Below are 23,438 nucleotides of genomic sequence, written 5' to 3'. Positions count from 1 at the left end.
GGATCCACCTGGTTCTGGGGACGGCACGCTGATGCGAGCCGGCCCCAGCCAGGAGGAGGTTCGCCGGCACAACCTCGGGACGCTGCTCCGGTACGTACACGTGCACGGAGCGACCTCCCGGGCGGAGCTCACCAGCCGGCTCGGACTCAACCGGAGCACCATCGGGGCCCTCACCGCCGACCTGACCACCGCAGGGCTGGTCACCGAGGCGGCACCACGCGAGACCGGCCGGGCCGGGCGACCGTCGCTGGTCGTCCGGCCCGAGTCGTCCCGGGTCTTCGCCTACGCGCTCAGCATCGAGGTGGACCGCCTGCGGGCGGCTCGTGTCGGGCTGGGCGGGCGGATCCTGGACCGCCGCGAGGCTCACCGGCCGCGCGGCATGCAGGTGCTCGACGCGGTGCAGCCGCTGGCCGGGTTCGTCCGTGAGATGCGGGCCGACGTGCCCGACGACGCCCGTTACGTCGGCACCGGCGTGGCTGTGGCGGGCATGGTGCGCCGGGTGGACGGGATGGTTCGCCTGGCCCCCACCATCGGCTGGGTCGAGGAGCCGGTCGGGGCGGCGTTGCGCACCGAGCTCGGCGACGAGGCCCGGGGGCGGCTGACGATGGGCAACCACGCCGACGTCTCCGCGCTGGTCGAGCACAGCCGGGGTGCGGCGGCCGGCTGCGACAACGTCATCTACCTCTACGGCGACGTGGGGGTGGGCGCCGGCATCATCGCCGACGGTCGCCGGGTCGCGGGCCACGGCGGCTACGGCGGCGAGGTCGGGCACATGGTGGTCAACCCCTATGGTCGCGAGTGCAGTTGTGGCTCGCGGGGTTGCTGGGAGACCGAGATCGGCGAATACGCACTGCTCAAGCACGCGGGGCGGGCCGAGCAGTCGGGACGCGGGGCAGTGCTGGACGTCGTCGAGGCAGCGATGCGCGGCGACAGTCAGGCCCAGTTCGCGGTGCGCCAGGTCGGCGAGTGGATCGGCTTCGGAGTCGGCAACCTGGTCAACATCTTCAACCCCGAGGCCGTCATCTTCGGCGGCACGCTGCGCGACGTCTACCTGGTGGCCGCCGCCCAGATCCGCAGCCGCCTGACCGCCATCGCCCTTCCGGCCTGCCGCGAGCACATTCGCCTGCGCACCCCGGAACTGGGCAACGACGCGGCCCTCATCGGTGCAGCCGAGCTGGCCTTCGAACACCTCCTCGAAGACCCACTGATCAACTGAGACCGTACGGGATCACGCCCGTCCACAACCGAAGTCGAGGCCGTTCCGTGGTTCGCGGAACGGCCTCGTCGTGGTCAAGGCCGTCGCCGGCCGTCGGGCCGGATCGGTGGCGCGGTCAACGCCGCGACATGGGCGCATGCGAATTTGCAAGATCGTTTATGCTCCGCGCCATGAGTGCCGACACCGTCTCGTTCGACGCGGCCGCGGCCTATCCCGAGGTGGCCGTGGTGCGGGAGAAGCTCGCCACGCGTGACTGGGCCGAGATCCGGCGGATCGTCGACGGCCTGACCCCGGCCGGGCGGACGACCGTGCTCGACGCCGGCGCCGAGACGCCGGGTGTCGAGGACATGCTGCGCGACGTGCTCGAGCGTGATCCGGGCGACTCGGCGGCGGCGGTCATGCTGGCCAACCGGCTCATCGACATCGGCTGGGAGATCCGCTCGGGCGCCGCCGCCGAGCACGTGACCAGCAATCAGTTCGCCGAATTCCACGACTGGCTGCGGCAGGCCGAGGCGGTGCTGATCGACGCGGTCGCCCGCAACCCGCGCGACCCGGCGTTGTGGACGGCCCGCCTGATCACGGCCCGCGGGTTGCAGATGGGGCTGGCCGAGACCCGCCGTCGCTATGACCGGGTCGCCGCCCTCGACCCGCACCACCTGCCCGCACAGACCCAGTTCCTGCAGACTCTCTGTCCCAAGTGGAGCGGAAGCTGGGAGCAGCTGCACCCGTGGTGCCGCGACGCGATGCTGGCCGCGCCGCCCGGTGCGGTGCAGGGCATGCTGGTCGCCCAGGCGATCATCGAGCGTTGGGCCGCGCTGCCCGCCGGGACCGGTACGGCCTATCTGAAGGGCGCTCCGGCGCAGGCCGAGCTCGACGAGGCGGCTCGCCGATCGGTGCTGCACCCCGCCTTCGGCCGCGACTACGGCTGGGTGCAGGCGGCGAACACGTTTGCTTTCGCCTACAGCCTGAGCGGTGACCGGCGAGGCGCGGCCGCGATGTTCCGGATGCTGGAGCACCGGGCCACCCGTATGCCGTGGGGCTACCTCGGCGACAACGAGGGCGAGATCTTCGACATGCACCGTCGGCGGGCGATGAGCGGGGGAGCGCGATGACCGAGCAGATCGAGGTCGACGGGGTTCCGGCCCTACTGGCCCCCACCGCCGGGCCGGCCCACGCCGGGCTGGCCTTCCGGGTCGGCTTCGCCGACGAGCCACTGGCCCGGCGCGGCATCACCCACCTGGTCGAACACCTGGCGCTGTATTCGGCCGGCGGCGCCGACTACCACTACAACGGCGCGACCGGCGTCGAGTACACGTACTTCCACATGCAGGGTTCGGAGGACGAGCTCGCCGCCTTCCTCAACGGCGTCTGCGCCTCGCTGCGTGAGCTGCCCATGCACCGGCTCGCCGTCGAGAAGGAGTTGTTGCAGGTCGAGGCGAACGGGCGCAGCAGCGGCCCGGCCGATCAGATGGCGCTGTGGCGGCACGGTGCCCGCGACTACGGCATGCCCAGCTATCCCGAATGGGGCCTGCCCGCGATCACCGAGGACGATCTGCGCGACTGGGTGACGCGCTACTTCACCAAGGACAATGCCGTGCTCTGGGTGGCCGGGGACGGCGTGCCGGCCGGGCTGCGGCTCGACCTGCCCGACGGGGTCCGCCGGCCGTTCCCGGCGCCGTCGTCGGCGCTGCCGGTCACGCCGGCCTGGTTCCCGGGTTCGTCCGGTGCGCTGGCCTGGGACGCCGTGGTGCCCCGAGCGGCGCGCTCGCAGATCTTCGCCGGGGTGCTCGAGCGGGTGATGTTCCGCGAGCTGCGGCAGGAGGGTGGATTCTCGTACGCCGCGAACACGTCGTACGAGCCGGTCGGCGCCGACCGTGCGCTGGTCACCGCGGTCGCCGACTCCCTGCCCGAGAAGCACGGCGCGGTGCTCGGCGGGTTCGTCGACGTGCTCGCGGCCCTGCGGGTCGGCCGGGTCGACGAGGCCGACGTCGCCGCCGTGATCAAGAAGCAGACCGAAGGCCTGCGGCACGCCGACGAGCAGGGTGCGCGCCTGCCGGGGCAGGCCCTGAACCTGCTCGCCGGACGCGAGGTGCTCAGCGCCGACGAGGCGATCGCCCGGCTCAAGGCGGTCACGCCCGCCGACGTCGCCGAGGTGGCGGTGGCGGCCGGTAAGACCGGCCTGCTGATGAGCCCGCGCACCGACGCCCAGTGGGCCGGCCTGACCGCCGCGCCCGGCAACTCCGACAACACCGTGGCCGGGACCGAGTACCGGTCGCTGGACCGGCCGGACGGCCGGATGACCGTCGGCCCCGACGGCGTGACCGTCTCGTTGGGGAACGGCCGCGCGACCGTCCTGTTCGCCGACTGCGTGATCCTGCGAGCCTGGCCCGACGGAGCCCGATACCTCGTCGGGCACGACGGCATCGTGGTCTACGTCGAGCCGACGCTGTGGGCGAGGTCCGACACCGTCGCGCGGCAGATCGACGCCGGGGTCGCGGCCGCCGTCCGGGTCGACCAGCCGGCCCGCGACCCCGAAGAGATCCCCCGTCCGGACCCGGTCGTCGCGCCGGCCCGATCACGCCCGCGGCTACGCTCGCGCCTGTCCGCTTTCTTCCCGCCGTCGAGCCACACCCTCTGGGGCCTGGCGGCGCTCGTGGCGATGGCGTTCGCGGTCTGGTTGGTCTACCTGAAGAAGTCGTTCGGCGACCAGGGCGACAGTCCGCTGCTCACGGCGGTCGCGGTGGCCGCCGTCCTCTTCGCCGCCCACGCCGGCCGCCGCTACTTCCGGTAGCGGTGGTCTTGCCCACCCGGTCCCGATCGGCGTCGCGCCGGGCCGCCCGCCGGAGCAGGATGGGGACGTGAGTCTTTCGATGCGCGCCGGCCTGGCCGGGGTGGCGGCCGCCGCCGTCGCCGTGGGCGCGGCCGAGGTGGTGGCGGTCGCGACGGGGCCGCTGTCGGCGCCGCTGCCCGCGGTGGGTGGCGTCGTGGTCGACAACGTGCCGGCCGGGGTCAAGGACTTCGGCATCAGTCTGTTCGGGGTGCACGACAAGACGGCGCTGATCGTGGGCACGGCGATCCTGCTGGCGATCTATGCGTTCGGGGTGGGCGCCGCCGCCCCGCGGTCGTGGCGGCTGAGCCTCGCGGGCATCGGGCTGTTCGCCGTGATCGGGGTCGTCGCCGCGCAGACCCGCCACGACGCGAGCGTCTTCGCGTGGCTGCCGACGGTCGTGGGGGCGGCCCTGGCGGTGGGGGTGCTGCGCTGGTTGCTGGGGCTCGCGGGGGCTCCGCCGTTGACCATGCCGCTGCGTGAACTGGTCGGGGTGGGCGGGGCGAGCCGCAGCTCAGCCACCGGTTCGGGGCCGCAGCGGGCGGACGGCCCGGACCACGACGGTGCTTCAACTGCTCGGCCCAGTACAGGGCAGGACTCGTACGATATCGGTCGTCGGGGTTTCGTGAGAGGACTGGCGATCGCCGTCGGCGGGGCACTGGTCGCGGGGTTCGGCGGGCGTTGGCTCTCGTCGCGACAGGCCGTGACATCGGCGCGTGACGATGTGGTGCTTCCGGCGCCGAGGCAGACCGCGCCGCCGCTGCCCGCGGGGGTGCAGGTGCCCGGCGTGACGCCCTACGTGTCGCCCAACAAGACCTTCTACCGCATCGATACCGCGCTGATCCCGCCGCAGGTCGATCCGTCGACGTGGCAGTTGCGCATCCACGGGATGGTGCGCAACCCGATCACGATCACCTGGGATCAGTTGCTGGCTCGACCGATGATCGAGCGCTACGTGACGCTCGCGTGTGTGTCGAACGAGGTCGGCGGCGACCTGATCGGTAACGCGCTGTGGCTGGGTACGCCGATCCGCGAGCTGCTGGAGGAGGTGGGCCCCCTGCCGGGCGCCGATCAGGTGGTGCAGCGCTCGGTGGACGGCTGGACCTGCGGGAGCCCGACGTCGGTGCTGATGGACGGGCGGGACGCGCTGCTCGCGGTCGGCATGAACGGGACGCCGTTGCCGGTGAACCACGGCTTCCCGGCGCGCATGGTGGTGCCCGGGTTGTATGGCTATGTCAGCGCCTGCAAGTGGATCACCGAGATCGAGTTGAGCACGTTCTCAGCGTTCGACGCCTACTGGGTGCCGCGCGGGTGGTCACAGCAGGGTCCGATCAAGACGGAATCGCGGATCGACACGCCGCGCGACGGCAAGACCCGGGCGCCGGGAACCGTGCTGGTCGGCGGGGTGGCCTGGGCCCAGCACCGCGGGATCACCAAGGTCGAGGTGCAGGTGGACGACGAGCCGTGGGCTTCAGCCACGTTGGCGGCCACGGTTTCGAGCGACACGTGGCGGGAGTGGAGCTGGCCGTGGCAGGCGACCGCTGGGGAGCACCGCTTGCGGGTGCGCGCGACCGACGGCACGGGTCAGACGCAGACGAGCACTCCGGCTCCACCAGCGCCGGACGGGGCCTCCGGCTGGCATTCGATTTCCGTGCAAATCGGGTGAGTGCCGTTTAGTTGAAGGCCGCACTAGCGGTCCGTTGTGATTACGCAAGTCGCTCATACGGTGGCTTGCATGTCCACCGATGCGGTTGATGAAGAGCCGTCCAACAACGCGACCCGGCCCCTGAACGGGGACCGGATCGTCATGGTGATGCCGGGTGACCGGCGTCGTCAGGCGGCCGGCGCCTGTCGCTGCGCCGGTACGGCCGACTTGTGGGGCCGGCCCAGCCGGGCCTCGAGTCGGGCAAGGTCGACACGTCCGTGATGACGGTCGGCGAGGTCCTCCCAGCCGACGGCGAGCAGCCGCAGCCGCTCCGCTTCGCTGAAGCCTCCCCAGACCCCGTACGGCTCACGCACCGCGAGGGCGTGGGCGGCGCACTCGGCCCGTACCGGGCACGCGCCGCACATCGTCTTGGCCTTGGCCTCCCGGCGGTTGCGGGACGAACCGCGCTCACCGTCGGGGTGGAAGAACTGCGCGCTGTCGCGGCCACGGCACAAGCCGAGGCGTTGCCAGTCCCAAAGATCGGCGATGGGCCCGGGCAGTCTGCGAACGTTCGACATGAAACACCCTCCTCCCGCGCGGCACCGCGGAGTGTCGTCATGAGGGCCCTTGCTCAGGCCTGCCGCGGTGTTACCCCGGTGATCCCCGGCTCACACGCAACATGTCGATGTCTTCTGAAGCCGCATGACATCGGGCTGGCAAGTCATACCGATCTTTCCCATTTTTTCCATCTAAAGCGCGTAATGCTGCGGCCCTCGCGTGATCTCCTCTGAGAGAGAAGGAGGATCACTGTGCGTACCGTCCTCGTGTGCGTCCGTACCCCGCTGGCGGCCCAGACCGTCGCGTCCACCGCGGCCCGGCTCGGCATGACCGGCGTCGTCCGGACCGCGGTCAGCGAGACCGAGGCCATGATCCGCCTGGCTGAACGGCCGGCTGAAGTGGTCCTGGCTGACACCGCCGTGACTCGTCCCGACAGCGTCGGCTTCACCCGTCGCGTCCTGGCCCGCGCGCCGCAGGCACAGTTGGTGCTCTTCGGCGCCGAAGACCCCCGGGTGGCCGCGGCGGCCGTCGCCGCCGGGGCCCGCGGCGTGATCCGCGGCGTCGAGCACGACCTGGTCAGTGTCGTCGCCAAGGCGTTGCTCCTGCTTCTGCTCCCGGTGCGCCCGCAGGGCATGCCGATCAACGGGGCGAACGCCCAGCCGGCCACCGTCGCCGGTGGGGCGCGCAACAACAACTCCACCGCGGCCCGTGCCGCCTATCAGAACGGCCTGGCCATGGGCTCGCCGAACGCGGCGTCCGTGCCGGCCATGCTCGGCCCGAACGCGCCGATGGTTCCGGCCCAGCGTGGCGACGCCCCGATCGACCCGGCGACCGGCCGGCCGATGGTGGCGTGGCCGGGCAACGAGGCTCAGGTCGGGGTGGCCGATCCGGCGCCCGCGGGACGGCGGCTCACGCTCACCGAGCGCGAGCTGCAGGTCTTGCGGGGAATGGCCGACGGCAAGAGCAACGCCGAGATCGGGCGGGAGCTCTTCGTCTCGGAGGACACCGTCAAGACACACGCACGGCGGCTCTTCCGGAAGCTGGGGGCGCGAGACCGCGCCCACGCGGTAGCAGCCGGCTTCAGAGCCGGGCTGGTCGCTTAGATCTGACGGGGGGCCTCGGCCCCCCGTCAGTCTTTTTCGTCCTCGTTGCCCTCGGTCAACGTGTCGTGGACGCCGTCGGCGTAGCCGCGCGCGTACTCCCACGTGACGTAGTGATCGGGGTCCGGGTCGTAGGCCGGCTCGTGCACCCTCGGACGGCCGCTGTCGAGCAGATGGCGCAGATTGCCGCGAAGCAGGTCCCAGTCGAAGTAGTGCGGCTCGTGGCAGTCCTCACACTCGATGACCAGGCCGCGGATGCCGGTCGGGCTCAGGAGCGCCTGATAGATCTCCAGGTCGGAGAGGTCCTCGAGGACGTCCTGCCGTTCGGCGTCGGTCAGCGGCTCGTTCTCGACGTCGTCGTCGAGGTCGTCGAGTCCGGCGGCCGGGTCGGTGGGGTCGCCGTTGAACGGGTCGATCGGCTCTTCTTGCACCCCCTTACCGTACTCACCCGCGAGCGATGTGTGCTGGCCCGCACGTGCTGTCCGTCGCGCGAGGCAGCGTCTCCGGGATGGGTACGATGAATCATTCGTCTTCCGGCTTTAGGGATACTCCGTGGAAACTGACTCGGCCCGCACGGTTCCGCTCGGTCTGACCTTCGACGACGTGCTTCTACAGCCCGGCGAATCGGACATCGTGCCGAGCCGGGTCAACACCAATACACGGCTCACCCGCAACATCACGCTGACGATCCCGCTGCTGTCCGCGGCGATGGACACGGTCACCGAGGCGCGCATGGCGATCGCCATGGCCCGCGAGGGCGGCATCGGCGTGCTGCACCGCAACCTTTCCCCCGAGGATCAGGCCGCCCAGGTCGACCTCGTGAAGCGCTCCGAGTCGGGCATGATCACCAACCCGGTGACCTGCAGCCCCGACGACACGCTGCGTCAGGTCGACCAGCTCTGCGGCCGCTACCGCATCTCGGGCGTGCCGGTCACCGACTCCGACGGCACCCTCGTCGGCATAGTGACCAACCGTGACATGCGCTTCGTGACCGACGACGGCGCCAAGGTCCGCGACGTCATGACCAAGATGCCGCTGATCACCGCCCCAGTCGGCGTCAGCAAGGACGACGCGCTCGCCCTGCTCCAGCAGCACAAGATCGAGAAGCTGCCGCTGATCGACGACAGCGGCCGGCTGCGCGGCCTGATCACGGTGAAGGACTTCGTCAAGAGCGAGCAGTTCCCCAACTCGACGAAGGACGACCAGGGCCGCCTGCGGGTCGCCGCCGCGGTCGGTGTGGGCGACGAGTCCTACAAGCGCGCCCGCGGCCTGATCGACGCCGGCGTCGATGTGATCATCGTGGACACCTCGCACGGTCACCAGCGCCAGGTCCTCGACATGATCGCCCGGCTCAAGCGCGACACCGTCACCGACATCGTCGGCGGCAACGTGGCGACCTACGCGGGCGCCAAGGCGATGGCCGAGGCCGGCGCCGACGCGGTCAAGGTGGGCGTGGGCCCGGGCGCGATCTGCACCACCCGCATCGTGGCCGGCGTGGGCGTCCCGCAGATCACCGCGATCATGGAGGCGCAGCGGGCCTGTGCCCCGTTCGGCGTCCCGGTGATCGCCGACGGCGGTATCCAATACAGCGGCGACATCGCCAAGGCGATCGTGGCCGGGGCCGAGACGGTCATGCTCGGCGGTCTGCTGGCCGGCTCGGAGGAGAGCCCCGGCGATCTCATTTTCGTGAACGGCAAGCAGTACAAGTCGTACCGTGGAATGGGTTCGCTCGGCGCCATGCAGTCGCGGGGCCAGGCGAAGTCGTACTCGAAGGACCGCTACTTCCAGCACGATGTCCCCGAGGAGAAGCTGGTTCCCGAGGGTGTCGAGGGTCAGGTGCCCTACCGCGGCCCGCTCTCGCGCGTCGTGGCCCAGCTCGTCGGGGGCGTGCGGCTCGCGATGGGCTACGCCGGCGCCGAGACGATCCCCGACTTGCAGGAGCGTGGCCAGCTCATCAGGATTACCGCTGCCGGTCTGAAGGAAAGCCACCCGCACGACATCCAGATGACCGTCGAGGCCCCGAACTACCACTCCCGCTAGGAGACTGCCGCAATGCGTGACGTCGTGGAGATCGGTCTGGGCAAGACCGCTCAGCGTGGGTACCACCTGGACGACATCGCCATCGTCCCGAGCCGGCGCACCCGCGACGTGGACGACGTGTCCACCGAGTGGCGCGTCGACGCCTACCCCTTCCGCATCCCCTGCGTCGCGCACCCGTCCGACGCGACCATGAGCCCCGAGTCCGCGATCGCCCTGGGCCGCCTCGGTGGCCTGGGCGTGCTCAATGCCGAGGGCCTCTGGACGCGCTACGAGGACCCGACCAAGATCCTCGAAGAGCTCGCCTCGCTCGACGAGGACGCCGACGCCACCCGGCGCCTGCAGGAGGTCTACTCCGAGCCGATCAGGCCCGAGCTGATCGCCGAGCGGGTGCGCACGATGCGCGAGGGCGGCATCACCGTCGCCGTGCGGGTGTCGCCGCAGCACACGCTGGCACTCGCCCCGGTCGTGCTCGACGCCGGCGTCGACCTGCTGGTCATCCAGGGCACCCTGGTCAGCGCCGAGCACGTGTCCACGACGGACGAGCCGCTGAACCTCAAGGAGTTCATCGCCGACCTCGACCTGCCGGTGATCGTCGGCGGCTGCACCGACTACAAGACCGCGCTCCACCTGATGCGCACCGGCGCGGCCGGCGTGATCGTCGGGGTGGGCGCCGACGAGTGGTCGACCACCGACACGGTCCTGGGCATCCGGGTGCCGATGGCCTCCGCGATCGCCGACGCCGCGGCCGCCCGCCGCGACTACCTCGACGAGACCGGTGGCCGCTACGTGCACCTGATCGCCGACGGCGGCATCTCCACCTCGGGCGACATCGCGAAGGCGATCGGCTGCGGCGCCGACGCGGTGATGCTGGGCGAGCCGCTCTCACTGGCCGAGGGTTCCCCGGCCGGCGGGGCCTGGTGGCACTCGTCGGCGAGCCACCCGCAGCTTCCGCGCGGCGGCTTCTGCATCGCCGGTGAGCCCGACGGCACCCTCGAAGAGCTGCTCTACGGTCCGGCCGACCGGGCCGACGGTCAGCTCAACCTCTTCGGGGGCTTGAAGCGCGCGATGGCCAAATGTGGTTACAGCGACGTCAAAGAGTTCCAAAAGGTCGCGCTCGTCCTGGACAAGTAACCTCGCGCCTATGAGGCGTGCAGGTATTGCCGGGCTGATCAGTGGGGTTTTGATCGTCGCGGGTTGTTCCTCCCCCGAGAAGGAGGAACCACCCGCGCCGTCTCCGTCCTTCGCGCCGGGGTCGCCCGGCGCCGGCGACCCGTACTTCCCGACATACGGCAACGGCGGCTACGACGTGGCGTCGTACGATCTGCAGGTTCGCTACGACCCGCGCACCGACCGGCTCGACGGCACGGCGACGATCACCGCGACGGCCACTCAGGACCTGTCCCGGTTCAACCTTGATCTGTCCAAGTTGACCGCGCGGGACGTGACGGTCGACGGCCGTCCCGCGACCTCGGCCGCCCAGGGCACCGAACTCGTCATCACCCCCACCGCCGGCATCGTGAACGGCCGCGGGTTCACCGTCGTGATCAAGTACGGCGGCGAGCCGAGCCAGCTCGCCAACTCCGCCCTCGGCGACGGCGGCTGGCTGGAGAGCGGGGACAGCGCGGTCGCGCTCGGCCAGCCCGAGTCGGCGAGCACCTGGTTCCCGGTCAACGACCACCCGTCCGACAAGGCCACCTTCAAGCTGGCGATGACCGTGCCCGAGGGCGTCGAGGCGATCAGCAACGGCGTGCCCGGCCCCAGCGACACCACGGACGGCTGGACGACCTGGGTCTGGTCGGAGAACTCGCCGATGGCCAGCTACCTGTCGATGGTCGTGATCGGGCAATACCGCGTCACGTCGACCACGCACGCCGGCAAGCCGATGGTGCTGGCGGTCCCCGAGTCGTTCCCGGCGAACGGCCCGGCCGAGCGGTCGCTGGCCAAGACCGGCGAGATCACCGACTTCCTGGCGACGAAGTTCGGGCCGTACCCGTTCGCCGCGAACGGTGGCGTCGCGGTCGAGGACCGGCGCATCGGCTACGCCCTCGAGACGCAGAGCCGCCCGGTCTACGGTCCCGGGTTCTTCACGGCCGGCCCGAACGAGTCGGTGGTCGCCCACGAGCTCGCGCACCAGTGGTTCGGCGACAGCGTGGCCATCGAGAAGTGGCAGGACATCTGGCTCAACGAGGGCTTCGCGACGTACGCCGAGTGGTTGTGGTCGGAGAAGTCGGGCCGAGGCTCGGTGCAGCAGAACTTCGACCGGGCGTACGCCTCGTACCCGTGGAACCAGCCCGTCGAGACCGGCAACCCCGGCGCCGCCCGCATTTTTGGCGACGCCGTCTACCAGCGCGGCGCGATGACCGTCTATGCGCTGCGCAAGACCATCGGCGACGCCGCGTTCGACCAGTTGCTCACCCGATGGACCAGCGAGCACCGCAACGGCAACGCGAACACCGACGAGCTGATCGCCCTGGCCGAGCAGGTCTCGGGCAAGCAGCTCGACGACTTCTTCCGGTCCTGGCTGTTCACGACGGGCAAACCCGCGAAGCCCTGACGGTCATTTGTCGACGAGTTTGGGGTGGGCGGCCAGATAGGCGGCCGCCTTACCCTGCGCGACGGCCTTGATGAAGCCCTTGCCCTCGGCGGTGAGCTGCTCGCCGAGATAATCGCCGCCCGAGCCGACACCGCGGCCGGGCAGACTGACCCGAGTGATCTTGTCCGGGGTGAGGTTCCGGAGGGCGTACGCGTACTCGAGCGGAGTGCGTCCGCCGAGGTAGACGAACGTGTCGCCGAGCGCCTTGAGGACACTGTCCAGTTTGTCCGGTGAGTCGCCGAGTCCCTCGTCGAGAGCCTTGTTCAGCAACGCCGTGACCAGTTGCCGCTGGTGACGCTGCCGGTCGTAGTCGCCGTTGGGTAGCCCGTAACGCTGCCGGGCGTAGTCGATCGCCTGCCACCCCACCAGGTGCCGCTTGCCCGGCAGGTAGACGGCCTGCGGTCCGCGGTAGTCGCCGCCCGACAGCGGGCGCATCGAACCGTCCGGCTTGCGGTGCCGCGACTTCACCGTCTGGTCGATCACCAGGTCGACACCGCCGAGCGCGTCGGTCAGCCGCGCCAGCCCGCCGAAGTTGAGCACCGCGCCGGCCTGCAACTGCTTGATCCCGGTGTACGCGACCACGGCCTTGCGCAGCAGCTCGTAGCCTTTCTGCACGCTCGGCTCCTCGCCCTCGCCCACTCGCGAGCCCCGGCTCATCGCCTCGGTGATCTTGTGGGTGCCGGACCCGGGTGTCGGCACGCGCAGATCGCGCGGCAGCGAGTAGAGATAGGCCTTCTGCAGCCCCGGCTCGACATGCAGCAGCATGATCGCGTCGGCGTGCGGCTCCCACCCGGGAATCGAGACGCGCGTGTCGACGCCGACGATCATCAGGTCGAGCGGCCCGGTGATGTCGGCGCCCGGCGACGGGGGTGGGGTGGTCGGGGCCGGCTCGGCGAAGGTGGCGGACGGAGCGGCCGGGATCCGCGGTGCCGCCGCCGGTTTGCCGCCCCCGGATCGGACGGCCCACGCGATGCCGCCACCGGCGAGAAGAACGAGGACCACCGCGCCCACGATCCCCAGACCCATCCTCTTGTTCCGCATGGCGGAACAGTAAGCGAGCTTGATCTCCAGCTCAATGCCTCAAGATCTCGCGATGTGAAACGGGTGATCGCAATCGCCGGTTGTGCCTTACGCTGACCGCCGCATATCTACGGGGGAGGCAGACGCTTCAATGAAGCCCACCAACCGACGGATTGCTGTCGGTCTCATCTCCACCGCTGTCATCGCCTCGATGACGAGCGCTTCCACCTGGGCCCTGGCCGCCGAGAACCCCACCGCGAACGAGCCCGTTCAGCTCGTCGTCGGTTACAAGGACGGTGCCAACCGTACCGTCGCCACCAAGACTCTCTCCAGCGCCGGTGCGCGGGTGACTGTCGGCGGTGGTGTCTCGCAGACGGCACTGTCCGAGATCAACGCGTCGCGGGTCACGGTCTCCAAGGGCCGTAGCGCCGCGCTGATGTCCGCCCTGCGTAACGACCCGAACGTGTCGTACGTCGAGCGGGATGTGCGCAAGCAGGCGTTCGGGGTTCCGAACGACCCGGCTTTCAGTAAGCAGAACGAGATGTACACCATCGGTGCCCCGCAGGCGTGGGACACCACCACCGGCTCGGCGGTGACGGTCGCGGTGATCGACACTGGCGTCAACGCCGTCGGTGACCTGGCCGGCGCGGTCCTGCCCGGGTACGACTTCGTCAACAAGGACAACAGCGCCTGGGACGACTACGGTCACGGCACCTCGGTCGCCGCCCTCGTCGCCGCTCGCGGCAACAACGGCAAGGGCATGGCCGGCGTTTGCTGGAACTGCAACATCCTGCCGGTCAAGGTGCTCGACAACACCGGTGGCGGCTGGGACAGCGAGGTCGCTCAGGGCATCATCTGGGCCGTCCAGCGGGGCGCCCGGATCCTCAACCTCTCGCTCGGTGGCCCCGAGTCGAGCAAGGTGCTGGCCGACGCGGTGGCGTACGCCAACGTGAACGGCGCCCTGGTCGTGGCCTCGGCCGGTAACCGCGGCAACACCACGCCGCAGTACCCGGCGGCCTACGGTGACGTGCTCACCGTCGCGTCGAGCGACCGCTGCTACAACTGGCAGTCGGACCCGTCCTGCACCGACGGCACGACGACCCGGTCGTACTACTCGTCCTACAACGCCCCTGGCTCTGTGTGGGTCGACGTGGCCGCCCCGGGCACCGTGCTCAGCATGGACCGGAACAGCAACTACAACACCGGTACGGAGGGGACGTCCTTCGCGGCCCCGATCGTGGCCGGTGCGGCTGCACTGATCAAGTCGCGGAACCCGAGCTACAGCGGATGGTCGCTGGCCAGCTCGATCTACGCCGGCGCCAGCAAGCACAAGCTGACCAACGGCGGCGTGAACTACGGCCTGATCGACATTCCGGCCTCGCTGAACGTGCCGACCGACACGGTGGCGCCCAGCCTGTCCTACATCCTTCCGGGCAACGGGTACTACCGGCGGGGCACCGTCGCGGTCACCCCGGTCAACCTGACTGACAACCGGTCCGGGATCCGCATGGTGTCGCTGTACGTGAACGGCGTCTCGAAGGGCTACGACAGCGTCGCCCCGTGGAGCGTCTCCTTCAACTCGGCCGGCTACAACGGCAACACCAAGGTCGAGCTGCGGATCTACGACAAGGCCGGCAACCTGAAGACCTCCTCGGTCAACGTGATCATCGACAACGTGGCGCCGGCCACCAGCATCACCTCGGCGCCGAAGAGCGGGTCCAAGGTCAAGGGCAACATCACGGTCAAGTACACCGGTTCTGACCAGTTCGGCATGAACAAGTACGAGCTGCTGATCAACGGCAAGGTCTCGCAGACCAAGACGGCGACCGGCTCGTTCGTCATCAACACCGCGAACGCGGCGAAGAGCTTCACCGTTCAGGTTCGCGGCTACGACAAGGCCGGGAACACGAAGCTCTCGACGAAGTACAGCTACACCCGCTGAACCATCTGATCGACAATGAAGGAGCCGGCCCTCGTGGCCGGCTCCTTCGCTGTGACCGGCCCGGGAAGGCGTACGCCGCTACCGGTAAACTCGGCGGGTGAGTACTCCCCGCCCGGTTCTCGTCGTCGACTTCGGCGCACAGTACGCCCAGCTGATCGCCCGCCGTGTGCGTGAGGCGCGGGTCTATTCCGAGATCGTCCCGCACTCGATGCCCGTGGCCGAGATGCTGGCCAAGAACCCCGCCGCGATCATCCTGTCCGGTGGCCCGTCCAGCGTCTACGAGCCCGGCGCCCCGGTTCTCGACCCGTCGCTGTTCGACAACGAGGTGCCCGTCTTCGGCATCTGCTACGGCTTCCAGGCCATGGCCCAGGCGCTGGGCGGCACGGTCGCCCACACCGGCTCCCGCGAGTACGGGCGCACCCACCTGACCGCTCAGGGCGGCACGCTGCTGCGCGAGCTCCCCGACGACCTGCCGGTGTGGATGAGCCACGGCGACAGCGTCGCGGTCGCCCCGCAGGGCTTCGCGGTCACCGCGTCGACCCCGGGCGCTCCCGTGGCCGCGTTCGAAGATCTCACCGCCCGCCGGGCCGGCGTGCAGTTCCACCCCGAGGTGGCGCACACCGAGCAGGGGCAGGAGATGCTGAAGCGCTTCCTCTACGACATCGCCGGCCTCGAGCCCACCTGGACCCCGAGCAACATCATCGAGGACCAGGTCGCCGCGATCCGCGAGCAGGTCGGCGACAAGCAGGTGATCTGCGGTCTCTCCGGCGGGGTCGACTCGGCGGTCGCCGCCGCGCTCGTCCACAAGGCGATCGGTGACCAGCTCACCTGCGTCTTCGTCGACCACGGCCTGCTGCGCGCGGGCGAGGCCGAGCAGGTCGAGAAGGACTACGTCGCCGCTACCGGCATCCGGCTCAAGGTCGTCGACGCGGCCGACGTGTTCCTGGGTCACCTCGAGGGCGTCACCGACCCCGAACAGAAGCGCAAGATCATCGGCCGCGAGTTCATCCGTACGTTCGAGGCCGCGGCCCGCGAGCTCGACGCCGAGCGGCACATCGAGTTCCTGGTGCAGGGCACGCTCTACCCCGACGTGGTCGAGTCGGGCGGCGGCACCGGCACGGCCAACATCAAGTCGCACCACAACGTGGGCGGCCTGCCCGACGACCTGCAGTTCGCGCTGATCGAGCCGCTGCGCACCCTGTTCAAGGACGAGGTGCGCGCCCTCGGCGCCGAGCTGGGCCTGCCGGAAGAGATGGTGCAGCGCCACCCGTTCCCCGGCCCCGGCCTGGCGATCCGCATCATCGGCGCGGTCGACCGCGACCGGCTCGACATTCTGCGGGCGGCCGACCTGATCGCCCGCGAGGAGCTGACGGCGGCCGGTCTCGACCGCGGCGTCTGGCAGTTCCCGGTCGTGTTGCTGGCCGATGTACGCAGCGTCGGTGTGCAGGGCGACGGCCGCACCTACGGCCACCCGGTCGTGCTGCGCCCCGTCTCCAGCGAGGACGCGATGACCGCCGACTGGTCTCGCCTGCCCTACGACCTGATCGCCAAGATTTCGACGCGCATCACCAACGAGGTGCGCGAGGTGAACCGGGTCGTCCTCGACGTTACGAGCAAGCCCCCGGGCACCATCGAGTGGGAATAGGCGCCTAACTGACCGGGCGGCCCCAGGTGGGGTCGCTCGGGTCGCGCCACACCGGCGGGGCCGGCGCGGGTTCCTCGGGCATCAGGAACCACATGATCGGGTACGCCACCAGGGCCGTCCCGAAGGTGATCACCGCGAGCAGGGCGAACGCCACCCGCACGAGCACCGGGTCGATGTCGAAATAACGGCCGACGCCGCTGCAGACGCCCGCCGCGAGACGGTCGTCGAGGGGACGGCGCAGCTGCTTGTAAGGGGCTTCGGCGTCGTGAGTCATGCCGTAATGGTGTCCGCGTGAGGGCCCTGTCAACCTCGGTGAGCACCCGGATACCGACCCTGATTTCGGCATTACGCTTTGTAGTGGATCACGAGCGCCATGTGCTGGCAACGGCTCTGATCAGCGGTTACGCAGCGCTAACCACCTGTCAGGAATCCGACAGACGTTTTCTGGAGTTAACATATTCCGGGCAGAATGCCGCCCTGTGACCCCCGCACTAGAACCGCTCCGCCGGATCGCCGCCTACGCCGTCGCCACCGATGACGACGGCCGCGTGCTGCTCGTGCGCGCCTCCAGTCGTTCCGGCACGCCGGGCGTCTGGTCGTTGCCCGGCGGCGCCGTGGACCACGGCGAAGACCCCAACCACACCGTCGTGCGCGAGACGGCCGCCGAAACCGGCCTCTCCGTCGCCGTCACCGGGCTCCGCGACGTGCTGGCCGATATGCGCTCGCTGCCGCACCGTGGCGTCACCATCCACACCGACCGCCTCATCTACTCGGTCTCGCTGCGTGGCGGCAATCTGGTGGACCGCGTCGGGCACCCCACCGACCTGGCCCGCTGGCACACCCTCGAGGAGGCCGAGCGCCTGAAACTGCGGCCGTTCACCGCGGCCGCGCTCGGCCTCGACGCGGCCGCGGGTGACCTGCGGCCCGAGGAGGCGCCCGACTTCCCGTCCTTCTACGCCTATCCCGGGCCGGACGGGCTGCACCGGGCCCAGCGCTTCGCGGCCTACGCGATCGCCACCGACCCGCAGGACACCACGCTGCTGCTCACCCGCATCGCCCCGGGCTATCCGGGCGAGGGTCGCTGGCACCTGCCCGGCGGCGGCACCGACTACGGCGAGCAGCCCGGCACGGCGCTGATCCGCGAGCTGGTCGAGGAGACGGGTCAGGAGGGCCGGCTGATCGAGCTGCTCGGCGTGGCCAGCCACCGTGACGCGGCGTCGCTCGGGCCCGAGGGCTACCCGATCGACTGGCACGGCGTACGCGCCTTCTACCGGGTGATCGTCGACGCGCCCACCGAGGTCGCCGTCAAAGACGTCGGCGGCTCCACCTCCGAGGCCCGCTGGGTGCCGGTCAAGGAGGTCGCCGACCTGCCGGAGGACGAGCTCACCGAGGTGACGGCCGAGGCGCTGCGGAAGGCGCGGCTAATCTAGGCCCGGTGAAGATCAGACGAGTCGGGGCGTACGGGATCTGTCGCGATCGATCCGGGCGGGTGCTGCTCGCCCGGAACTCGCCGCTCAGCTCGTTCCCCGGTTTGTGGACCCTGCCCGGCGGCGGCGTCGAGCAGGGCGAGCACCCCGACGACGCGGTCGTGCGCGAGTTCGCCGAGGAGACCGGTCTGTCTGTCACCGTCGACGCGTTGCGCACCGTCACCGCCGACGTCTTCCGGCTGCCCACCGGCGAGCTGGAGCACACGGACAGAGTTGTCTACGACGTGTCGGCGAACGGCGGGTCGCTGCGCTTCGAGGCGGCCGGCACCACCGAGTCCGTCGAGTGGGTGGCTGCCGACCGGCTGGCCGAGCTGCCGCTGATGCCCTTCACGGCCGCGATGCTGGGCTTCGCGCCCGCCGAATCGGACAAACCCGACGATGGCGAGGAATTGTTCCGCCCCGAGCGGGTGCAGCGTTTCGGGGCGTACGCCGCGGCGACCGACCCGGACGGCCGCGTCCTGCTCGCCCGCATCGCCGAGGGCTATCCCGGGGCCGGCCGCTGGCACCTCCCGGGCGGGGGCACCGACCACGGCGAAACACCCGAGGTCGCGCTCGCCCGTGAGCTGACCGAGGAAACCTCGCAACACGGACGGGTGACCGGCCTGATCGGGGTTTCGCACCGCTACGACCCGGGCGCCGTCGGTCCGGAGGGTTCCCCGATCGACTGGCACGTCATCCGTGTCCTGTTCAGGGTTTATGTCGACCGGCCGACGGAACCTGTGGTGAGCGAGGAAGCCGGTGGGTCCACCGCCGAGGCGCGCTGGTTCACGCTCGCCGAGGTGAGGTCGTTGCGGCTCACCGAACTGGCTCTGCAGGGCGTAGAACGGATCGAAGCGGAACCGGCGAGGTAAAATCGCCCCAGGGAGAGGCGCGGGAAAGGGCCTGTCCTCACCGCCCGGCTACCGGAACCGGAGGAGGTCGTCACCAACGTCGGTCGATGCGGCTTCTCGCCAAGGTCGTCTTGCTGTGCGATGGTGTACACCGCAATTTCCCCGGTCCGCATGTGCGGCGGGCTACCGGGGCACAACCCACCGCAACGGTGGACCACCTACTCCCCTGGAGGAAGCACGTGCCGAGAACCCCGTGGCGCCGGCGTCGCACGACGGATAGCCCCCGTCCCGCCGGTCGTCGTTGGGCAGGACGGTTGCGCCGCGGCGGAACCCTCGCACGGCAGGCCCTGATGGTGCGCGTGGGGCGCCGCAACGCCGAGTCCGGCCGAGCCGCCACTGCCACCCGGGCCGAGGTCATCTACACCGGCGCCGAACCCGGCCGTCCCATCGGCCCGGTCGTCGCGCCGCATCTGGCGATCCCCGCCCCCGTCGAGGAGTCGGTGGAGGTCTCCCTGCTTCCCGGCGAGCACACCACCGCCCGCAAGGTGCGCTTCGCGATCGTGCAGGCCTGCACGCTGGCCAGTCTGGCCCTGGGCCTGTTCGCCATCCTGCTGGCGATGCACGACGAGGTTCGACTCGCGGCTGCCTTCCTGGTCGCCTGCGTCGCCTTCGACGGCCTCGACGGCGCGCTCGCCCGCAAGCTGGGCGTGTCGAGCCCGTTCGGCGCCCAGATGGACTCGCTGGCCGACATGTGCTCCTTCGGCCTGGCCGCGCCCATCGTGGTCTACGCGTCGCTGGCGCACAGTGTGCCGACCCCGGCCGCCGCAGTGGCCTGCGCGCTGGTCGCCGCCTGCGCCGCGATCCGGCTGGCCCGCTTCAACGTCTCGCCGAAGGATGGCCGCTTCTTCAGCGGCGTCCCGACGACGATGGCGGCCGCCGTGCTGGCCCTCACCGTGCTGATCGACCTGCCCCTGCCGGGCGTGATCGTCCTCGGCGGGGTGGCGCTGCTGGCGTTCGCGATGGTCTCGAGCTTCCCCTACGCCAAGCTCGCCCGCCTGATCAAGCTGCCGCCGTGGCTCTGGCTGCTGCCGATCGTCGGTGCCCTGGTCGACGCCCGCCTGACCTTCGTCCTGGTCGTGGCCGCCTACCTGATCAGCGGCCCGATCATGTGGGTCGTGCGCAAGCCGGCCGCCTGACAAACGCAAAAAGGCCGTCCCCGGTCGGGGACGGCCTTTTTCGCGTCCTACAGCCAGCGGGCGATGACGGACGACCCGCCGACCACCTTCTCGTTGACGCTGACCAGGGCCTCGGCCTTGTCGGCGGGCAGGTAGACGTCGGTGCGGGAGCCGAAGCGGATCAGGCCCATGCGCTCGCCCCGCGCCACCAACGTGCCCACCGGGGTGCGCTGCACGATGCGCCGAGCGATCAGACCGGTCCGTTGGGCGACCGCGACGGTGCCGTGCTCAGTGTCGAGCACCGTGTAGGCCGCGACGTTGTGCTCGGCCGCGGCGGTCATCGCGTTGGCGTAGCCGCCGTCCTCGACGAAGTAGTCGGTCACCCGGCCGGCCACCGGCACCCGGTTGACGTGCACGTCGAGCACGGACAGGAACACCGCGATGCGCAGGAACTCGCCCGGCCCGAAGCGCTCGTCGGTCATCCGCTCGATCGACAGCACCCGCCCGTCGGCCGCGGCCACGACCGCGGCCGGGTCGTCGGGAAGCTCGCGCTCGGGGTCGCGGAAGAACGCGGCGACCGGCGCGGCCGCGAGCGCCGGCAGCAGCCAGAGCTTCGATTTCGGCCGCACGACGCGGGCCACGGCGGCCAGGCCGAGCGCGATGCCCGCGGCCGCGACACCGTTGGAGTCGATGTGCATGCCGCGGGTGACGGGCACGCTCGACGGTCGGTAGGCCGGCGCCAGCTTGCTCGCTGTGCGGGCGTCGGCCGGCGTGAAGCGCAGCTTGTGCACGCGCAGCGGCGGCTGGTTGCGGACGACCAGGTCGGAGCCGACCCCGAAGAGGGCGCCCTGCCGGAACAGTTCGGCCGCGGCGCCACCGGTGCGGCCCGGCGTCGCCGGGACGGCGAGGGTGACGACACCGCCGTCGGTGAGGTGCTTGCCCAGACGGTCGAGCAGATCGCGCACGTCGGCGGCGGTGCCGGTCAGCGGCTCGGCGACGATCACCGTGTCGGCCGGCTCGGCCTCGTCGAGCGACTCGACCACGTGCACGCGGTCGGCGATCCAGCTGCCGAGGCCGTCGATGTGGTCGCGGAGCAGGTCGGCCGTGCTGCGCTCGCCGGCGACCAGGGTCAGGCGGTCGCCCGGGAGCAGGGCCTCGACGACGCTCGCGACCACCGGCGAGGCGTGGTCGGCGCCCACCACGACCGCGGACGACGCCGCGTTGTGCCGGGCGAACTCGGCGGTCAGGGCACGGGCGGCCGTGGCGCCCACTCCGACGATCGGCGCACGGGACACGGCGGGGAACGGAGGAGTCATGCCGTCGAGCATATGGTGCGGCTCACCTCAGTCTTTGCGGGGCTGCTCGGTGGACAGGCCGGGGTGTTCCTTCGTGATGCGGTCGACCGTGTCGTCCATCAGCTCGCGCATGATCGAGGCGTGCACCTCGGGCGTGAGGTCGCCCGGCAGCTCGGGCTCGGCCGGGGGCTCGGGAGCCGGGGCGGCGGGCTCGGGCGTCGGACGGGCCGAGCGCAGCGCCCCGATCAGGCCGATCACGCCGAAGACGATCAGACCGCCGGCGACCAGCCAGCCCACCGCGGGCAGGTGCAGGGTGACCACGCGTGACACCGCCCACCAGGCCACGACCAGCAGGAACAGCACGCCGAAGCTGAGCGAGACGCCATCGGTGCGGTGCGGCCTCATCGGTGAACCTCCACGTTGCCAGTGTCCATCTGCAGGTCGAGTTTGAGGGTGCCGCCACCGGCGCCGTCGGGTCCGAGGTCGGTCAGGCTCTGCCCGTCGGCCTGACGGTCGGTGAACTCCTTGCCGAAGACCACGGCCCGGCCGTTGGAGATCTGCAGCGAGGTCGTGGTGTCGACGTTCGCCGGCACCAGCACCCGGATCTGGCCGAACTTCATGGTCACGGTGACCGCCTGCTCCTTGCCGGCGAAGTCGACCTGGCGCAGGTCGAGCGTCGTATTGCCGGCGGTGAAGTCGTAGCGGTCGGCGACCCCGGCCAGCGTGGCCGGCCGGTAGACGCTGTTGCCGACCTCGCTGCCCCAACGCTCGGCGCCGGTCGAGACGAGCAGGCCGATCGAGGCGATCAGGCCCAGCGCGATCAGCCCGCGGGCCCGGCCGAGCCAGGCGCCGACGATCAGGCCGAGCGCGATCGTGACCAGGGCGGCCGCGAAGTAGGCGGAGACCGCGATGCTCGCGCCGGCCGTGTCGATCGCGGCCATCACGCCGAGCACCATGATCAGCGCGAAGAACGTCAGACGGCCCAGCTTGGAACGCTCGCGGGGCGGCTTCGGCGGCTTGGGCGCGGCCGGAGGCGCCGGGGGATAGGTGACGGGCGTGGGGCGGGCGTAGGGCCCGTGCGGCGCGAACGGCGGCCGGTAGCCGCCGGGCGGCGGCGTGTAGGCCGGCGGCGGCTCGGCGGGCGAGGCCACCGGAGGAACCACCGGCGGAACCACCGGAGGCGTCATCGGCTGGGTGGCCGGTGCGGCCGTGGCCGCCGCGGGCTCCGTGGCAGGCGGAACGGTGTCGAACGGAGCGGTGTCGAACGGCGCTGTGTCGAACCGCGCTGTGTCGTACGGGGCGGTGTCGTACGGGGCGGTGTCGTACGGGGCGGTGCGGTCGAACGCGCCCGGCTCGAACGGGCCGGGCGGAGCGGAGGCGGGAAACGCCCCGGACCCGCCCGACTGCTGTTGCGGGTTGCCGCCGCGCTTGATGAGCAGGACCGCACCCACGATGATCGCGCAGGCCAGCAGGCTGGCCCGCATGCCGTCCTGAACGATGAAGGCGAACGACAGCACGGCCGCGCCGCCGAGCAGGATCACCGTGATCGGCGCCATGCCGGAGCGGCCCTTGCCGAGCAGCGACTCGATCGGCGAGGCGGTCTCACCCTCGACGGGGATGACCAGCCAGCCGATCAGGTAGAGCAGCACGCCGACGCCGCTGAGCACACCGAGCACGACGAGCAGCACGCGCCACAGCACCGGGTCGGTGTTCGTCGCGCGGGCCAGCGCGCCACAGACACCGGCCAGATAGCGCCCCTGACGGGGACGCACCAGCTTGTCGCGGGAGAACGACGGCCGTGGCGGCGGATCGCCGGCCGAACCACCACCGGGCGGCGCGAACCAGGGCGGCGGGTTGCCGGGCGGCGGGCTTCCCGCGCCGGCCGTGGCGTCGGAGCGCGGGGGCGTGGCATCGGAGCGCGGCGTGGCGTCGGGGCGCGGCGTGGCGTCGGGGCGCGGCGGCGCGGAATCCGCCGGCGGGGTGGGTGCGTCGGCGGCGGCGGACGCCGGCACGTCCTGCGACGGACTGGACGGGCCCCGCGATTCGGCAGCTTCGTCGTTCATGA

The 23,438-nt window shown here is 70.8% G+C and carries 20 protein-coding genes; 13 read left to right on the top strand and 7 right to left on the bottom strand.

All coding sequences use genetic code 11. The features are described from left to right. Positions 1 to 31: 31 nt before the first annotated feature. From EER30_RS08120 to EER30_RS08105, 4 genes are all read left to right on the top strand, one after another. Positions 32 to 1,216 carry an ROK family transcriptional regulator gene (locus EER30_RS08120; RefSeq protein ID WP_127499729.1) on the top strand — a complete coding sequence of 395 codons (1,185 nt, stop codon included), beginning with the start codon at positions 32 to 34 and terminating at the stop codon, positions 1,214 to 1,216. A 170-nt stretch (positions 1,217 to 1,386) separates the two neighbouring features. After that, positions 1,387 to 2,328 carry a hypothetical protein gene (locus EER30_RS08115; protein WP_240669884.1) on the top strand — a complete coding sequence of 314 codons (942 nt, stop codon included), beginning with the start codon at positions 1,387 to 1,389 and terminating at the stop codon, positions 2,326 to 2,328. Then, positions 2,325 to 4,007 carry a M16 family metallopeptidase gene (locus EER30_RS08110; RefSeq protein WP_205650141.1) on the top strand — a complete coding sequence of 561 codons (1,683 nt, stop codon included), beginning with the start codon at positions 2,325 to 2,327 and terminating at the stop codon, positions 4,005 to 4,007. The genes EER30_RS08115 and EER30_RS08110 overlap by 4 nt, the downstream gene beginning before the upstream one ends. 67 nt (positions 4,008 to 4,074) lie before the next feature. Then, positions 4,075 to 5,709, top strand: a complete 1,635-nt coding sequence (locus tag EER30_RS08105) for a molybdopterin-dependent oxidoreductase (RefSeq protein WP_432417522.1) — start codon at positions 4,075 to 4,077, stop codon at positions 5,707 to 5,709. Positions 5,710 to 5,876: 167 nt separating this feature from the next. Here the strand turns inward: EER30_RS08105 and EER30_RS08100 are convergent, their stop codons facing one another. Beyond that, positions 5,877 to 6,266 carry a WhiB family transcriptional regulator gene (locus EER30_RS08100; RefSeq protein ID WP_127499727.1) on the bottom strand — a complete coding sequence of 130 codons (390 nt, stop codon included), beginning with the start codon at positions 6,264 to 6,266 and terminating at the stop codon, positions 5,877 to 5,879. A gap of 231 nt (positions 6,267 to 6,497) precedes the next feature. Between EER30_RS08100 and EER30_RS08095 the strand changes: the two genes are divergently transcribed. Then, positions 6,498 to 7,349 carry a response regulator transcription factor gene (locus EER30_RS08095; RefSeq protein ID WP_127499726.1) on the top strand — a complete coding sequence of 284 codons (852 nt, stop codon included), beginning with the start codon at positions 6,498 to 6,500 and terminating at the stop codon, positions 7,347 to 7,349. Positions 7,350 to 7,375: 26 nt separating this feature from the next. Here the strand turns inward: EER30_RS08095 and EER30_RS08090 are convergent, their stop codons facing one another. Continuing rightward, entirely contained in the window at positions 7,376 to 7,777 is a 402-nt protein-coding gene (locus EER30_RS08090) for a DUF5319 domain-containing protein (RefSeq protein ID WP_127499725.1), read from the bottom strand. A gap of 121 nt (positions 7,778 to 7,898) precedes the next feature. Here EER30_RS08090 and guaB point away from each other — a divergent pair, with 121 nt between their 5' ends. Genes guaB through EER30_RS08075 form a run of 3 tightly spaced genes read left to right on the top strand, consistent with a single transcriptional unit; the run spans position 7,899 to position 11,940 of the window. Continuing rightward, entirely contained in the window at positions 7,899 to 9,386 is a 1,488-nt protein-coding gene (guaB, locus tag EER30_RS08085) for an IMP dehydrogenase (RefSeq protein WP_127499724.1), read from the top strand. 12 nt (positions 9,387 to 9,398) lie between these two features. Next, on the top strand, positions 9,399 to 10,517 hold the full coding sequence (locus EER30_RS08080; protein WP_127499723.1) for a GuaB3 family IMP dehydrogenase-related protein: 1,119 nt from the start codon (positions 9,399 to 9,401) through the stop codon (positions 10,515 to 10,517). 10 nt (positions 10,518 to 10,527) lie between these two features. Beyond that, entirely contained in the window at positions 10,528 to 11,940 is a 1,413-nt protein-coding gene (locus EER30_RS08075; RefSeq protein WP_127499722.1) for a M1 family metallopeptidase, read from the top strand. 3 nt (positions 11,941 to 11,943) lie between these two features. Here EER30_RS08075 and EER30_RS08070 read toward each other — a convergent pair whose 3' ends face one another. Further along, positions 11,944 to 13,020, bottom strand: coding sequence for an LCP family protein (locus tag EER30_RS08070; RefSeq protein ID WP_127499721.1), 1,077 nt, complete (start codon positions 13,018 to 13,020; stop codon positions 11,944 to 11,946). Between the two features lie 190 nt (positions 13,021 to 13,210). Here EER30_RS08070 and EER30_RS08065 point away from each other — a divergent pair, with 190 nt between their 5' ends. Further along, positions 13,211 to 14,941, top strand: a complete 1,731-nt coding sequence (locus tag EER30_RS08065; RefSeq protein ID WP_164842257.1) for a S8 family serine peptidase — start codon at positions 13,211 to 13,213, stop codon at positions 14,939 to 14,941. A gap of 97 nt (positions 14,942 to 15,038) precedes the next feature. Continuing rightward, the gene (gene guaA, locus EER30_RS08060) at positions 15,039 to 16,586 is read left to right on the top strand and encodes a glutamine-hydrolyzing GMP synthase (protein WP_127499719.1); all 1,548 of its coding nucleotides are present in this window, start codon (positions 15,039 to 15,041) and stop codon (positions 16,584 to 16,586) included. A 4-nt stretch (positions 16,587 to 16,590) separates the two neighbouring features. On the opposite strand, the gene EER30_RS08055 is transcribed toward guaA, so the two are convergent. Continuing rightward, entirely contained in the window at positions 16,591 to 16,860 is a 270-nt protein-coding gene (locus EER30_RS08055; protein WP_127499718.1) for a PspC domain-containing protein, read from the bottom strand. A 205-nt stretch (positions 16,861 to 17,065) separates the two neighbouring features. Here EER30_RS08055 and EER30_RS08050 point away from each other — a divergent pair, with 205 nt between their 5' ends. The 3 genes from EER30_RS08050 to EER30_RS08040 all read left to right on the top strand — a co-directional run bounded on the left by EER30_RS08050 (position 17,066) and on the right by EER30_RS08040 (position 20,099). Then, a complete protein-coding gene (locus EER30_RS08050) occupies positions 17,066 to 18,016 on the top strand; it encodes an NUDIX domain-containing protein (RefSeq protein WP_127499717.1) in 951 nt (316 codons plus the stop codon). A gap of 5 nt (positions 18,017 to 18,021) precedes the next feature. After that, a complete protein-coding gene (locus EER30_RS08045; RefSeq protein ID WP_127499716.1) occupies positions 18,022 to 18,924 on the top strand; it encodes an NUDIX hydrolase in 903 nt (300 codons plus the stop codon). Positions 18,925 to 19,142: 218 nt separating this feature from the next. Further along, positions 19,143 to 20,099: a CDP-alcohol phosphatidyltransferase family protein gene (locus tag EER30_RS08040; RefSeq protein ID WP_432417521.1), complete on the top strand. Its 957-nt coding sequence runs from the start codon at positions 19,143 to 19,145 to the stop codon at positions 20,097 to 20,099. 47 nt (positions 20,100 to 20,146) lie between these two features. On the opposite strand, the gene EER30_RS08035 is transcribed toward EER30_RS08040, so the two are convergent. Genes EER30_RS08035 through EER30_RS08025 form a run of 3 tightly spaced genes read right to left on the bottom strand, consistent with a single transcriptional unit; the run spans position 20,147 to position 23,436 of the window. Then, positions 20,147 to 21,394 carry a phosphatidylserine decarboxylase gene (locus EER30_RS08035; RefSeq protein WP_127499714.1) on the bottom strand — a complete coding sequence of 416 codons (1,248 nt, stop codon included), beginning with the start codon at positions 21,392 to 21,394 and terminating at the stop codon, positions 20,147 to 20,149. A 27-nt stretch (positions 21,395 to 21,421) separates the two neighbouring features. Further along, on the bottom strand, positions 21,422 to 21,778 hold the full coding sequence (locus tag EER30_RS08030) for a hypothetical protein (RefSeq protein ID WP_127499713.1): 357 nt from the start codon (positions 21,776 to 21,778) through the stop codon (positions 21,422 to 21,424). After that, a complete protein-coding gene (locus EER30_RS08025; RefSeq protein ID WP_127499712.1) occupies positions 21,775 to 23,436 on the bottom strand; it encodes a PspC domain-containing protein in 1,662 nt (553 codons plus the stop codon). Before EER30_RS08025 ends, EER30_RS08030 begins: the two co-directional genes overlap by 4 nt. Positions 23,437 to 23,438 lie beyond the last annotated feature (2 nt).

The sequence above is a fragment of the Actinoplanes solisilvae genome, assembly GCF_003999975.1.
GTDB classification, from domain to species: domain Bacteria; phylum Actinomycetota; class Actinomycetes; order Mycobacteriales; family Micromonosporaceae; genus Actinoplanes; species Actinoplanes solisilvae.
The sequence above is the reverse complement of the archived record's forward strand: the minus strand, read 5'-3'. Positions and strand labels throughout refer to the sequence as shown.

What these genes read in the sequence shown, in the direction of transcription:
- EER30_RS08070 (WP_127499721.1), bottom strand. Translation starts at nt 13,020, where the DNA reads ATGCGGAACAAGAGGATGGGTCTGGGGATCGTGGGCGCGGTGGTCCTC.
- EER30_RS08115 (WP_240669884.1), top strand. Translation starts at nt 1,387, where the DNA reads ATGAGTGCCGACACCGTCTCGTTCGACGCGGCCGCGGCCTATCCCGAG.
- EER30_RS08100 (WP_127499727.1), bottom strand. Translation starts at nt 6,266, where the DNA reads ATGTCGAACGTTCGCAGACTGCCCGGGCCCATCGCCGATCTTTGGGAC.
- EER30_RS08110 (WP_205650141.1), top strand. Translation starts at nt 2,325, where the DNA reads ATGACCGAGCAGATCGAGGTCGACGGGGTTCCGGCCCTACTGGCCCCC.
- EER30_RS08025 (WP_127499712.1), bottom strand. Translation starts at nt 23,436, where the DNA reads ATGAACGACGAAGCTGCCGAATCGCGGGGCCCGTCCAGTCCGTCGCAG.
- EER30_RS08120 (WP_127499729.1), top strand. Translation starts at nt 32, where the DNA reads ATGCGAGCCGGCCCCAGCCAGGAGGAGGTTCGCCGGCACAACCTCGGG.
- EER30_RS08065 (WP_164842257.1), top strand. Translation starts at nt 13,211, where the DNA reads ATGACGAGCGCTTCCACCTGGGCCCTGGCCGCCGAGAACCCCACCGCG.
- EER30_RS08080 (WP_127499723.1), top strand. Translation starts at nt 9,399, where the DNA reads ATGCGTGACGTCGTGGAGATCGGTCTGGGCAAGACCGCTCAGCGTGGG.
- EER30_RS08030 (WP_127499713.1), bottom strand. Translation starts at nt 21,778, where the DNA reads ATGAGGCCGCACCGCACCGATGGCGTCTCGCTCAGCTTCGGCGTGCTG.
- EER30_RS08035 (WP_127499714.1), bottom strand. Translation starts at nt 21,394, where the DNA reads ATGACTCCTCCGTTCCCCGCCGTGTCCCGTGCGCCGATCGTCGGAGTG.
- EER30_RS08055 (WP_127499718.1), bottom strand. Translation starts at nt 16,860, where the DNA reads ATGACTCACGACGCCGAAGCCCCTTACAAGCAGCTGCGCCGTCCCCTC.
- EER30_RS08075 (WP_127499722.1), top strand. Translation starts at nt 10,528, where the DNA reads ATGAGGCGTGCAGGTATTGCCGGGCTGATCAGTGGGGTTTTGATCGTC.